The following is a 12,980-nucleotide window of genomic DNA, read 5'->3' as shown; positions in this document are numbered from 1 at the left end:
TTTCATGCGGCACAAAGATAAGTTTCTAGCTTGAAGTGTGTAGTGGTATTTAGGAATTAGTAGGTGGTAGCTAATAGTTAGTAGTTAGTAGTTAGTAGTTAGTATTAAGACTAGCGATCCATTGTTTCAGTTCCAAAAGTTTTTATTAAAAAAGATGAATGTCCGTTTTAACTTAGTCTCAAGTTCAAGTTCAGTCTCAGGTTCAAGTTCAAGTTCAAGTTCAGTTTCAGGTTCGAGTTCGAGTTCAGGTTCAAGTTCAAGTTCAAGTTCACAAAGTTGTTCACAAAAGCATTCAAATCGTTAATAAATCAAATTCATGGTAAAAGCCTTTGCAATAGGAACGTCCTACCTTTGTGGAATACTCAAATTTTCAAAAAATGGCTGATATACAGCACTTAAAAGATTTAGTATCGCAGGTACGTCGCGACATCGTTCGTCAAGTCCACGCGGTAAATAGTGGACATCCAGGTGGATCACTAGGTTGCACGGAGTTTATCGTGGCACTTTACAATGAGATCATGGATCATGATCCATCCTTCCAGATGGACGGTAAGAACGAGGATCTTTTCTTCTTATCCAATGGTCACATCTCGCCCGTGTTCTATAGTGTTTTAGCCCATGCGGGCTATTTCCCTAAAGAGGAGTTAAGCACCTTCCGCAAGTTGGATTCCCGTTTACAGGGTCACCCAACGACCCATGAAGGCCTTCCAGGCGTTAGAATCGCAAGCGGTTCGCTAGGTCAAGGAATGAGTGTAGGAATAGGCGCTGCACACTCCAAAAAACTCAATGGTGATGACAAAACCGTTTTTACCCTTCACGGTGATGGTGAATTACAGGAAGGTCAAAACTGGGAAGCCATTATGTATGCTAGTGCAAATCATGTGGACAATCTCGTTGCTACCATTGATGTCAATGGACAGCAAATTGACGGTAGTACCGACAGTGTATTGGCTCTAGGAGATCTACGCATGAAGTTTGAGGCCTTCGGCTGGGAAGTTGTCACCGTTTCTAAAGGTAACGACCTTGAGGCTGTTATTGCAGGAATCAAGGAAGCTATCTCGCTTTCGCGAAAGCGTAAACCCGTATGCATCCTACTCCATACCGTTATGGGTCATGGCGTAGACTTTATGATGGGATCCCATGAGTGGCATGGTATCGCTCCCAACGACGAACAACTCGCCGATGCGCTGAGCCAGAACCCTGAAACACTGGGCGACTACTAATCACAAAAAATCTAGCGCGCGGCGCAAGAAATTATGAAGACATATACAAATACAGGAAGTAAGGATACGAGAAGTGGTTTTGGCGCCGGTCTGGCAGAACTGGGAAAATCGAACGAAAATGTCGTTGCCCTTTGTGCCGACTTGACCGGATCACTTAAAATGAACGCCTTTGCAGATGCTCATCCAGACCGATTTTTTCAGGTTGGAATTGCAGAAGCGAATATGATAGGGATTGCCGCTGGTATGACCATAGGCGGTAAAATTCCGTTTACGGGAACTTTTGCCAATTTCTCCACCGGTCGTGTCTATGACCAGATAAGACAAAGTGTGGCCTACTCTGACAAGAATGTCAAAATCTGTGCTTCTCACTCTGGTTTAACGTTAGGTGAAGATGGCGCTACGCACCAAATTCTAGAAGATATAGGCTTGATGAAAATGTTGCCTGGAATGACGGTGATCAATACCTGTGATTACAATCAAACCAAAGCTGCAACTCTTGCGATTGCAGATCATCATGGACCGGTTTATTTAAGATTCGGTCGCCCTAAAGTGGCTAACTTCACGCCAGAAGATGGTGAATTCCACATTGGGAAAGCAGTTCACCTTCAAGAAGGTACCGATGTTACTATTGTTGCTACTGGACACTTAGTTTGGGAAGCACTGGAAGCTGCCAAGGAACTTCATGAAAAAGGGATTAGTGCAGATGTTATCAATATTCACACGATCAAACCATTGGATGAAGAAGCTATTATCAATTCAGTTAAGAAAACAGGATGTATCGTCACTGCAGAGGAGCATAATTACATGGGCGGTTTAGGCGAGAGCGTAGCCAGAACACTTGCGCAGCACTTGCCGACACCTCAAGAATTTGTAGCTACTCAAGACACTTTTGGTGAGAGCGGCACGCCTGACCAATTGCTTGAAAAATATGGCTTGAATGCAGAGAATATTGCTGCTAAAGCTATGGCTGTTATCAAGCGCAAGAAGTAAGTATAAAGTTGACTTTCTGCATAGCGGACTCACCACTTATTTCAATAAAAAAGCCCTGACAGATATACTGTCAGGGCTTTTTTGATTATGAGTTATAATTATTAGACCTCTGTCCTATTATCTAAGTAATCAGGAATCCCGTCACCATCCGTATCTAATGCGTCATTAGGATTACCGTCGCCATTAGGGTCAGGATTTTCATCTTTGGTTAAGATACCATCTCCATCATCGTCTCTATCTATATAATTGTATAAAGGCAAACGATTTTGATTAAAGTCTCTATCTGTATTATCCAAGAATCCAGCAGATCTTAAATCTTTGTCTCCATTGAGGTCTTCGTAAATAGAAAGAATTCCATCGCCGTCGTGGTCAGTGAATTTTACCCGGCGCAATTGGAAGGTAAAAATCAACGGTGAATAAGGTGGTATCCCAACTGGACTAGAACTAAAGTAACCCAATCCTGAAGGAATGAACATGGCACCAATACCGCCATTTCTAAAACTAACGGTACCATCAGGATTTGCAATGGTGGTGGTCGCATCATTAAAACCTTCTATGCCAGCCGCAAATCCGTCCACGACCCCAAACGTGGTACTAGATCCAGGTAAATCCAACCAGACAGGATTTACACTAGTGTCAAATACAGAGCCATTTAACAGAGAACCTGTATAAGTCACCAATGTACTATCTGCAAATGTAGGTTGTCTATCGCCAGAGCCTTGTCTCACATTCAAAACAAAGACCTGATAATCAATATCGTCACGACGTAAAGTTCTTGAAGTGACCTGCTCGGACAAAGGAATGCGATCTGAATTATCACCAGCTATGGTATCAAAGACAATTTGAAAGTCCTCGCCATCTGGAGTGTTCTCAAACTCATCCTGATTGTAAAAGTGAGTTTGTAAAAATGTAGTGATTTCCGCAAGGTCTTCTTCATATACCTCTTGTGGATCTCTAATTTCGATGGTCACATCATCATCGTCGCTACCACAAGAAATCAATATTGCTGCAATGAAGGCTATACAACCTATTTTTTTCAAATAATTCATGTTTTCTTTTTCAGAGGCCAAAGATAGTATTTTCGGCTATTTTTGTAGGTGAAACGCTTCTATATAAGCTGTCATATGCGCATCGATAAATTTTTATGGTCAGTACGATACTACAAGACACGCAGTAAAGCTACAGACGCCGCAAAAAAGGGAAAGTTTAAAATCAACGGCGATATTGTCAAACCTGCAAGGGATGTCTATCCTGGTGATGTGATCACGCTGCGCAAGGACCAGATCGATTATGTGGTCGAGGTTCTGGACCTGCCATCCAGCCGTGTGGGCAACAAACTGGTAGATCTCTATAGAGTGGATCGTACGCCAACAGAAAATTTTGAGGCTCGCAAGATGATCGAGCTCAACCAGGACTACTATCGCCGCAAAGGTGAAGGCAGGCCTACCAAAAAAGACCGGCGCGATCTTGGAAATTTGTTGAACGGTGACCTTGAAGAAGAGTGATTCATTACATTTGAGAAAAGCTATAGATGAGTTCGCTTTCGCGAAAGCGAATTCCCTAAACACCGCCATTTACCTTTGAAACTATTATGGAGATTCTAAATCACGAGCAGGTCAATCATAAAATAAGACGCATCGCATATCAAATTGCGGAAGTCTATATGGAGCATGACGAGATCATTCTTGCTGGTATTGCAGATGGTGGCTACGTTCTGGCAAGACGGTTAAAAGACCAGCTGGAACATATTTGTGAGTTCCAGATCACGCTGTGCGAGGTGAAAATGGATAAGAAAAATCCGCTAGCCGAAATTCATACCAGCCTATCTCCTGATAAGTATAAAGAAAAGGGAATCGTGTTGTGCGATGATGTGTTGAACTCTGGAACGACTCTTATCTATGCAGTGAGGCACTTTCTTAATGTACCACTGAAAAAATTTAAGACGGCTGTACTCGTAAACCGAAATCACAAAAAGTTTCCTGTCAAAGCAGATTTTAAAGGGATCTCACTTTCCACCACTATGGAAGAGCATATTACCGTGATCCTGGACCATAAAGCCAGTAGTGTTTCTTTAAGCTAGATCAAGAATCTCTAGCGCGATTTCTTGTGGTGTTTTATTCTCGATTTCCACCACTTTATGGGCCTGATTATAAAACGCTGACCTTTCTAAAAGATGCTTACCTATAAATTCTGCGAGTTCGTCCCTAGTGTCAATTCCTGCAATTAATGGTCTGGTTTGTCTTTCTTCAAATAGTCGTTGGGCAAGAAAAGGAACGTTTGCTCTTAGGTAAATCGATCGACTTTCAGGTTTTTCATTAATCAGCTCCATATTATTATAGTAACATGGTGTACCACCACCAAGTGATAAAACGATGGACTCTCGTCGTTTTAAAACTGATTTTAAGTGCAATAATTCTTGTTTTCTGAAATAAATTATTCCCTTTTGGGCGATAATTTGGGAGATAGACATCGATTCCTGCGCTTCTATGTAATCATCGAGATCTATAAAGGGCAGTGAAGTCAAGGACGCAAGTACTTGTCCTACAGTACTTTTACCAGATCCCATGTAGCCCAGCAAAATATAACTGACGGGCTTTTTATTCTCTAATTGCAAAGGTTTAATTTTCTCTCAAATTTATGGGAAAAAGATTAGTAGGTTAAGGAATATACGTTTTATATTTGCACCCGCATTTAGAAATGACGACTTGGTAGCTCAGCTGGTAGAGCATCACACTTTTAATGTGAGGGTCCTGGGTTCGAACCCCAGCCAAGTCACGAAGGCCGTAAGGCGCTAAAGTCCTTATTTTTATAAGGACTTTTTTTATACCCAGGTGCTGAAATTGGTAGACAGGCACGGTTGAGGGCCGTGTGTATTTATACGTGTGGGTTCAAGTCCCATCCTGGGTACATATTTAAAGGTCTTGATGATATCATCAAGACCTTTTTTTATGAAGTTAGATTTTGATGAGCTTTCTAATATCTTTCAATATACCAGGTTAGAATTCCGTTCAATTACTATCCTCACAATAAGCACGTAGTTTCTACCTAAAATTCAAAGATTTCGGTCTCCTTCAAATTGTTTAACTTTATCGACTTATTCTTAAACAAACGTCTTGATCAAAAGTACCTTCTCCATAAAAGATCTAGAAAACCTAAGTGGTATCAAGGCACATACGATACGCATCTGGGAAAAGAGACATCATTTACTGGAACCTGATCGCAGTGAAACTAACATCAGAGTTTATAATCTTCATGCTCTTCAAAAAATTCTCAACGTGAGTTATCTGAAGAATACGGGAATGAAGATCAGTGCCATCGCTACCTTGAGTAATGAAGAGATAGAACACAGGGTTCGTACTCAAGCAGAATCAGCACATCAACATAACCTTAGGTTGCAAGAATTGAAGCTGGCCATGGTCAATTTTGATGAAAACCTATTTAATAACGTTTATGAAGCAGAATTATCTCAAAAAGGTTTTGACAAGGTCTTTTATGACTTACTCATACCTCTTTTAGAAGAATTGGGTAGTTTATGGCAAACCAATACCATCAACATTGCGCATGAGCATTTTATAAGTAATCTTATCAAGCAAAAGCTCTTGATACAGACTCAAGTATTAGATAGCCGTCAGGAATCGTTAGACTCACCAACGTATATTCTCTTCTTGCCAGAGAATGAAATGCATGATTTAGGACTTTTATTTTTGAACTATAGGTTGCGATCTGCAGGATTCCATACCATTTTCTTAGGTGCAAGTATGAAGTTGGACACGTTATCTTTTTTCCAGCGTAATGGTCAAAACCCAACTTTTGTTACCTTTATCACTGTGCAACCTACTTCTAAAAAACTACCTAAGTTTCTCAAGAAATTTAATTCTAAGGTCAATCAGGCTCCTTTAGTGTTATTAGGAACAAAAACTGCCGACTTAGATCAAGAAATATTGACGCCCAACCAAAAAGTCTTCAAGAGTATCGAGCATGCCATGAACTATTTTGAAGAGCAATTACAATCTATATGAGTAAAAAAACAGCCGTAATAGGTTCGGGTTTTTCTTCCCTTGCCGCGGCCTCTTATCTGGCGGCATCTGGCCACCAAGTCACCGTTTATGAAAAAAATGATACGGTAGGTGGTAGAGCACGCAGGCTAGAAAAAGATGGCTTTACCTTTGACATAGGTCCATCCTGGTACTGGATGCCAGATATATTTGAACGCTTCTTTGCAGATTTTGGTAAGACACCGTCTGATTATTATGAACTGGATAAACTCAATCCTGCTTATTCGGTTTACTTTGAAAATGATCGCATACAAATAGGCGACGATCTTGAAAAGATCAAAGCTACTTTTGAGTCCATAGAGTCTGGAAGCGCTGCAAAGCTTCAAGAGTTTATGGATACTTCCAGTGAGAATTATGACATTGCCATTAAAAATCTTGTTTATAGGCCAGGCGAATCTCCTTTAGAGCTAGTCACGCCGCAGACGATTAAAAAGATAGGAGCTTTTATTGGAAATGTCTCCAAGGACGTTCGCAAAAAATTCAAGGACCCTAGATTGGTTTCCATTCTGGAATTTCCCGTCTTGTTTCTGGGCGCTACACCTGGAAACACACCTAGTTTCTATAATTTCATGAATTATGCAGATTTTGGTTTAGGCACATGGCACCCTAAAGGCGGTATGTATGAGGTCATCCTGGGAATGAAAAAACTTGCCGAGGAACTAGGCGTTGTTATCAAAACTAACTCACCAGTCACAGAAATTTTAGTCAATGATCAGCAGCGTGCAGAAGGTATCTCCTTGAGTGGAGAAGTGCATCTTTACGACAATGTGCTCTCTGGTGCAGATTATCATCATTCTGAAACTTTGCTTCCTGAAAAATTGAGACAATACTCAGAGAGTTATTGGGAAAGAAAAACGTTTGCACCTAGCTCTTTGATATTCTATGTTGGTTTTGACAAGAAATTAATAAATGTTGACCATCATAACCTGTTCTTTGATACGGATTTCACCAAACACGCTAATGAAATTTATGAGGATCCCAAATGGCCAGAAGATCCTTTATTCTACGCAAACTTTACATCAATAACGGATTCTAGCACCGCACCTGACGGCTGTGAAAATGGTTTTTTTCTAATCCCACTAGCTCCAGGATTAGAAGACACACCAGAATTAAGGGAAACCTATTTCAAAAAAATACTGGATAGGTTTGAAAAACTGACCGATCAAAAAGTGATGGATCATATTCTTTTCAAAGAGTCTTTTTGTGTAAACGATTTTAAAGAGGCTTATAATAGTTACAAGGGAAATGCTTATGGCATGGCCAATACTTTACTACAAACTGCATTTCTTAGACCTAATTTAAGAAGTAGAAAGGTAAAAAGTCTTTACTTTACAGGTCAGCTAACGGTTCCTGGTCCTGGCGTACCGCCTTCATTGATATCCGGTAAACTGGCTGCCCAATTGATTAACAAACATATCAATCGATGAAAAGTATTTTTGACGAGGTTTCCCGCCAATGTAGTAAGGCTGTAACTCATAATTATAGCACTTCATTTTCTCTTGCCAGCAAAATGTTGGGTCCAACTATACGCCAAGACATTCACAACATTTATGGTTTCGTTCGTTTTGCTGATGAAATTGTAGACACCTTCCACGATTTTGATAAACGCAGTCTATTGGACCGATTTGAGAATGATCTTAAACTGGCGATCGAAGAAAAAATTAGTTTAAATCCTATCCTAAATTCTTTTCAGGAAACAGTCAATAAATACAACATCACACCAGACATGTATGGAGCCTTTATCCACAGCATGCGTCTGGATCTAGACAAATCAGTTTATTTAACTGATGAAGAATATAGAAACTACATCTATGGCAGTGCAGATGTCGTAGGTCTTATGTCTCTCAAGGTATTTGTCAAAGGTGATCAACAGAAGTACGATGACCTTAAGGAAGACGCGATGAGACTAGGCAGTGCTTTTCAAAAAGTGAATTTTTTGAGAGACCTCAAGGCAGATCTTGATGTATTGGAACGCAGCTACTTTCCTAATACAAATCTGCACGATCTTAAAGAGGAAGATAAGGAACGGTTAATTGAAGAAATAAAAGCAGATTTTGATGCAGGTCTCAACGGTATTCAACGACTACCTGTAGAAGCAAAGTTGGGTGTCTACACGGCCTACATTTATTATCGTCGTTTATTGACAAGGCTAGAACGCACACCATCTGCTGAAATACGAAATACAAGAATTAGAGTACCCAACTATGAAAAAATTGGACTACTCGCAAAAGGTTACGTAAGTTACCGCCTCAACCTCATATAAAAATGCAAGTATTATTCTGGATCGCGATCTTTCTGGTTACCTTTTTAATCATGGAGTTCATGGCGTGGTTTATACATAAGTATGTCATGCATGGTTTCTTATGGAATCTACATGAAGATCATCATCACAAAACACATGATAGCTGGTTTGAAAAGAACGACTGGTTCTTTGTCTTTTTTGCCAGTGTAAGTATCACCTTTAAATTGCTCCATAGTTTTCTAGACCTGTGGTGGGCATTGCCCATAAGCGCAGGGATTTTTGCGTATGGTGTGGCCTATTTTGTAGTTCACGATATTTTTATTCACCAACGGTTCAAATGGTTGCGCAAGGCAAGTAACGTATATGCTAAAGGCGTGCGTCGAGCCCACAAGATCCACCACAAACATTTAGGCAAGGAGAAAGGTGAAAACTTTGGAATGCTCATCGTTCCATTGAAATACTTCAAGTAAGATGTTGCGCGCTGCCGTCATAGGCGCAGGTATTGGTGGACTTGCTGCAGCTTTAAGATTGCGTCATAAAGGTTACCACGTCACAGTTTTTGAAAAAAATGATTACGCTGGCGGCAAACTGCATGCTATAGAAAAGGATGGTTATAGGTTTGATCTAGGTCCATCGTTATTTACCTTGCCTGAGTTGATGGATGAACTGCACCAACTATTTCAAGAAAAAGTTGACTTTGATTACAGTTCTCAGGAGACTGCCTGTCATTATTTTTGGGAAGACGGCACTCAATTTCAAGCACCAGCACAACCTTCAAAATTTGCTTCAAAAGCTTCAGAGGTTTTCAATGAACCTAAAAAGAACATAGGTAAATATTTAGAAAACAGCAAGGACAAGTACGAAACCACAAAATCCTTATTTCTTGAAAAATCACTGCACAAGGCTAGCACCTATCTAAACCGAGACACCTTAAAAGCCATTGCAAAAATTCCGTTATTGGGAATAACGGGAACTTTGGACAGCTATAACCAGACGTTTCATAATCCAAAGCTCACGCAGCTATTCAACAGATACGCCACGTATAACGGCTCATCGCCGTATCAAACTCCAGGCATCATGAGCATGATCCCACATCTGGAGATTGGTTTGGGAACGTACTATCCGCAAGGCGGTATGCATCGCATCTCGCAATCCCTATATGAACTTGCAGACAAGGTTGGAGTGGAATTTCGCTTTCGCGAAAGCGTAACTTCCATCAATCAAAAGAACAACACAGTTACGGGAATCTCTACAGACCATCAGGATTATGAATTTGACCTAGTGGTGTCAAACATGGACATTTTCCCTACCTACAAAAAATTGATGCCAGACGTTAAGGAGCCTAAACGCACGCTGGAGCAGGAACGTTCCAGCAGCGCACTCATTTTTTATTGGGGCATCGATCATGAATTCCCGCAGCTAGGTTTGCACAACATTCTTTTTAGCGAGGATTATCCAACGGAATTCCAACACATTTTTGAACACAAAACACTTTTTGAGGATCCAACAGTGTACATCAATATCACCAGTAAATTGTCGCCAGAAGACGCACCAGCAGGTTGCGAGAATTGGTTCGTCATGATCAACGCGCCCGGTGATTACGGTCAAGATTGGGATCAAATGGTAAAACAGTCCAGAAAAAACATCATCGCAAAAATCAAAAAAGTCCTGAATGTAGATGTGGAACCACTCATTCAAACGGAATATATCCTCACCCCTCAAGACATAGAAAAAAACACAAGTAGCTATCGCGGTGCCCTTTATGGTGCGGCCAGCAATAATAAATTTGCTGCCTTTTTGAGACATCCCAACTTCAGCAAAATAAAAAACTTGTATCACGTGGGCGGTTCTGTCCATCCCGGTGGTGGCATTCCATTATGTCTATTAAGTGCAAAAATCACGGCAGATTTAATACCTGATGCCCAATGAAAAATGCAGCGATCATCTTTCTATGGGTCATTCATGTCAGTGCATTAATAGGTATTGCGCTGGGTTATGAGACTTTCTTTTTAGGGAAATCGCCGTTTACAATGCTTTACATTACGGCACTGTTAGCCGTCTTTTTTCCGATTATGGATCTCAAGACGCTTGGGCTTTTTGCATTATGTTTTGTAGTAGGAATGACTACAGAATGGATAGGCGTGCATACGGGCTGGCTGTTTGGCGAGTATAGTTATGGTGATAATTTTGGCCCAAAGCTGGATGGGATACCATTCTTAATTGGCATCAATTGGGCTGTGCTCACCTTTGTAACTCATGCCATCGCGAGTAAACAGACCTCAAGTCCTTGGGCTATTTCGTTCATTGGAGCAACTTTAATGGTGATTCTGGACTTTTTCTTGGAACAAATTTGCGACTATGCGGGATTCTGGAGTTTTACTGGTGGCGCTGGATGGTATAACTATCTATGCTGGTTTATCATCGCATTTATACTGCAATACATTGCCACGCTATTCAAGCTAAAAGGAGATTTCAAAACCTCTTTACACATTTACATCGTTCAACTCATTTTTGCCAGCATCCTATGGATCATCATCAGTACGATATAGCCATCATAGGATTAGGCAACGCAGGTAGTCAGGTGTTGCTGGCCATGCTGGAGCATCAAGGTTTTAAGGACCACAAGATTCTGGTTTTGGACGATTTTCAAGGTGAAAGCCTGGACAAGACCTGGAGTTTTTGGGAGAAGGGAACAGGAAAATGGGATCATCTCATTTCGTATGCATGGGACTTTGGAAGTTTTAAAACAGACGACTTAAAACTGGATTTTGATCTCACGCCCTATCGTTACAAACAATTGAAAAGCCGTGATGTCATCGCTTTCGCGAAAGCGAAACTCATCGACCATCCCAACTGCACCTTAGTAGAAAACAGAGTTGCCAACGTCATTGAAAATACCGAAACGGCCACCATCACCACCGAAGCAGGTTCCTTTGAAGCCAAGCTGGTTCTAGACAGTCGTATCCCAAGCGCTTTTTTTCAAGATACCCAATCGATCAAACTCCAACAACACTTTCTAGGTTGGGTGATCAAAACAGAAAAAGAGATTTTTGATCCGTCCAGATTCTTGATGATGGATTACCGTTTGCGAGATCCTGGCACGACAAGTTTTACATATATCCTACCCTATTCTGCCACAGAAGCTCTAGTAGAGTTCACATATTTCTCTTCAGAAATCGTGAGTAACCAGACCTACGAGAAGTATCTCAAAACATATTTGAGTGATTATTTGAATATTGAATCGTATGAAATCATCTCGACGGAACAAGGAAATATCCCAATGACGACGTACCGATTTGAACAGCATAATACACGGTTAGTGCATAAAATAGGAACAGCTGGTGGTTGGGTCAAACCCAGCACAGGTTACAGTTTTAAGCGCACCGAAAAGTTTGTGGGAATTTTGATAGACAATTATCTAAAAAGCAAACCTCTGGATGCTGGGATGTTCCTGAAGAAGTTTCGCTTTTATGATGACATCATGCTGGATGTTCTAAAACACCATAATGATCGAGGCCATCTCTTGTTCCAGAACTTGTATAAAAACAATCCTATCAAACGAATCTTATCATTTCTAGATGAGGAAACTGTACTGGCAGAAGAATTAAAAATCATGTTGCCACTTACCTCATGGCCTTTTATCAAAGGCTTTTTCAAAAAATTATTTTAGAGCCTCTGGGATTTCAAATTCTGGCCAGTCGCCAGTAATTTTATAGGGCTGAAATCTGGTAAAGAGTTCTTCTTTATACCACTGCAGTGCTTGGGTTTGTTGCACGGCATGTCTATGGTTCTTACCGCGATAGGCAAATTTCTTGAGGGCTTCTACATCATTCCACAAACTAAATGTAGCCATTTGGGTAACTGGTCTCTCGCCTATTCCAGCACTAAAAAGCAGATTGGAATTATCGACAAGATCCTTTTGTGATGTAGGCACATATTTCCAAAACCTCCTAAGCATCGATAGTTTTATAGTTGCTCTGGTAATCACAGCAATGAAAGGGTTTTCTGGATTCAGGTTTTGAGAAACCTCAAACGGATTCTGGCTGGACCATTGACCGTAAGCTTTAATATTTTTCAAATAAAATGTCAGTTGGTGGCTGCTATGTCGCTCATAACGGTTGCTCAAATTAGAACTTGAAAAATATTCCTGGGCGTGCGCAGCATCATCCCAAACCTGCAGCACTCCATAAACGGAGAAATCGGGACGTGGATCAAAATGTTCACGACCACTTCCCAGTAACTTATAAAAATGCAGTCCTTTCGTTTTCTTGAGCTTGCCATGTGCAAACTGCATCATCCCAAAAGCCCATAACTGATCTTTCCAGTTGGCATACTTGTAAAAGGTAAGCGTGGTGATTTGTTGAGTAGCTTTCATAGTCTATCGCAAAGTTATGGATAACTTGTTCTGTGGTCGTATAAAATCGAGACTGCTATCCACAATAGGTTGTATCTTTTTACCCTTAAAATGAT

General features: G+C 40.7%; 14 protein-coding genes and 2 tRNA genes. 13 read left to right on the top strand and 3 right to left on the bottom strand.

From position 1 onward, the window contains the following. The first annotated feature begins 377 nt into the window (after positions 1 to 377). Both BST86_RS01280 and BST86_RS01275 read left to right on the top strand, forming a co-directional pair. Positions 378 to 1,223, top strand: coding sequence for a transketolase (locus tag BST86_RS01280; RefSeq protein WP_105981674.1), 846 nt, complete (start codon positions 378 to 380; stop codon positions 1,221 to 1,223). A 33-nt stretch (positions 1,224 to 1,256) separates the two neighbouring features. Beyond that, complete coding sequence (locus tag BST86_RS01275) at positions 1,257 to 2,213, top strand: transketolase family protein (protein ID WP_105981673.1); 957 nt, start codon at positions 1,257 to 1,259, stop codon at positions 2,211 to 2,213. 101 nt (positions 2,214 to 2,314) lie between these two features. On the opposite strand, the gene BST86_RS01270 is transcribed toward BST86_RS01275, so the two are convergent. Continuing rightward, positions 2,315 to 3,262 carry an FKBP-type peptidyl-prolyl cis-trans isomerase gene (locus BST86_RS01270; protein ID WP_105981672.1) on the bottom strand — a complete coding sequence of 316 codons (948 nt, stop codon included), beginning with the start codon at positions 3,260 to 3,262 and terminating at the stop codon, positions 2,315 to 2,317. Between the two features lie 75 nt (positions 3,263 to 3,337). Here BST86_RS01270 and BST86_RS01265 point away from each other — a divergent pair, with 75 nt between their 5' ends. Both BST86_RS01265 and BST86_RS01260 read left to right on the top strand, forming a co-directional pair. Next, positions 3,338 to 3,718 carry an RNA-binding S4 domain-containing protein gene (locus tag BST86_RS01265; RefSeq protein WP_055412133.1) on the top strand — a complete coding sequence of 127 codons (381 nt, stop codon included), beginning with the start codon at positions 3,338 to 3,340 and terminating at the stop codon, positions 3,716 to 3,718. Between the two features lie 86 nt (positions 3,719 to 3,804). Then, positions 3,805 to 4,293, top strand: a complete 489-nt coding sequence (locus BST86_RS01260) for a phosphoribosyltransferase domain-containing protein (protein ID WP_105981671.1) — start codon at positions 3,805 to 3,807, stop codon at positions 4,291 to 4,293. Here BST86_RS01260 and BST86_RS01255 read toward each other — a convergent pair. After that, positions 4,285 to 4,827, bottom strand: coding sequence for a shikimate kinase (locus tag BST86_RS01255; protein ID WP_242446430.1), 543 nt, complete (start codon positions 4,825 to 4,827; stop codon positions 4,285 to 4,287). The genes BST86_RS01260 and BST86_RS01255 overlap by 9 nt on opposite strands. 88 nt (positions 4,828 to 4,915) lie before the next feature. Here BST86_RS01255 and BST86_RS01250 point away from each other — a divergent pair. From BST86_RS01250 to BST86_RS01210, 9 genes are all read left to right on the top strand, one after another. Further along, positions 4,916 to 4,988 (top strand) — tRNA-Lys (locus tag BST86_RS01250). Between the two features lie 50 nt (positions 4,989 to 5,038). Continuing rightward, positions 5,039 to 5,120, top strand: a tRNA-Leu gene (locus BST86_RS01245). Between the two features lie 206 nt (positions 5,121 to 5,326). Next, positions 5,327 to 6,232 (top strand): MerR family transcriptional regulator, encoded by a 906-nt coding sequence (locus BST86_RS01240; RefSeq protein ID WP_105981670.1) that lies wholly within the window; start codon positions 5,327 to 5,329, stop codon positions 6,230 to 6,232. Next, on the top strand, positions 6,229 to 7,695 hold the full coding sequence (locus tag BST86_RS01235) for a phytoene desaturase family protein (RefSeq protein WP_105981669.1): 1,467 nt from the start codon (positions 6,229 to 6,231) through the stop codon (positions 7,693 to 7,695). The genes BST86_RS01240 and BST86_RS01235 overlap by 4 nt, the downstream gene beginning before the upstream one ends. After that, a complete protein-coding gene (locus tag BST86_RS01230; protein WP_105981668.1) occupies positions 7,692 to 8,531 on the top strand; it encodes a phytoene/squalene synthase family protein in 840 nt (279 codons plus the stop codon). The genes BST86_RS01235 and BST86_RS01230 overlap by 4 nt, the downstream gene beginning before the upstream one ends. A 2-nt stretch (positions 8,532 to 8,533) precedes the next feature. Continuing rightward, positions 8,534 to 8,980 carry a sterol desaturase family protein gene (locus BST86_RS01225; RefSeq protein ID WP_055412127.1) on the top strand — a complete coding sequence of 149 codons (447 nt, stop codon included), beginning with the start codon at positions 8,534 to 8,536 and terminating at the stop codon, positions 8,978 to 8,980. Position 8,981: 1 nt separating this feature from the next. Further along, positions 8,982 to 10,439 carry a 1-hydroxycarotenoid 3,4-desaturase CrtD gene (crtD, locus tag BST86_RS01220; RefSeq protein WP_105981667.1) on the top strand — a complete coding sequence of 486 codons (1,458 nt, stop codon included), beginning with the start codon at positions 8,982 to 8,984 and terminating at the stop codon, positions 10,437 to 10,439. After that, positions 10,436 to 11,059 (top strand): carotenoid biosynthesis protein, encoded by a 624-nt coding sequence (locus BST86_RS01215; RefSeq protein ID WP_105981666.1) that lies wholly within the window; start codon positions 10,436 to 10,438, stop codon positions 11,057 to 11,059. Before crtD ends, BST86_RS01215 begins: the two co-directional genes overlap by 4 nt. Beyond that, on the top strand, positions 11,035 to 12,180 hold the full coding sequence (locus tag BST86_RS01210) for a lycopene cyclase family protein (RefSeq protein WP_105981665.1): 1,146 nt from the start codon (positions 11,035 to 11,037) through the stop codon (positions 12,178 to 12,180). The genes BST86_RS01215 and BST86_RS01210 overlap by 25 nt, the downstream gene beginning before the upstream one ends. Here the strand turns inward: BST86_RS01210 and BST86_RS01205 are convergent. Further along, positions 12,172 to 12,885 carry a DUF3291 domain-containing protein gene (locus tag BST86_RS01205; RefSeq protein ID WP_105981664.1) on the bottom strand — a complete coding sequence of 238 codons (714 nt, stop codon included), beginning with the start codon at positions 12,883 to 12,885 and terminating at the stop codon, positions 12,172 to 12,174. The two genes, BST86_RS01210 and BST86_RS01205, sit on opposite strands and share 9 nt — an antisense overlap. Between the last annotated feature and the right edge of the window lie 95 nt (positions 12,886 to 12,980).

The sequence above is a fragment of the Nonlabens agnitus genome, assembly GCF_002994045.1.
GTDB lineage: Bacteria > Bacteroidota > Bacteroidia > Flavobacteriales > Flavobacteriaceae > Nonlabens > Nonlabens agnitus.
The sequence above is the reverse complement of the archived record's forward strand: the minus strand, read 5'-3'. Positions and strand labels throughout refer to the sequence as shown.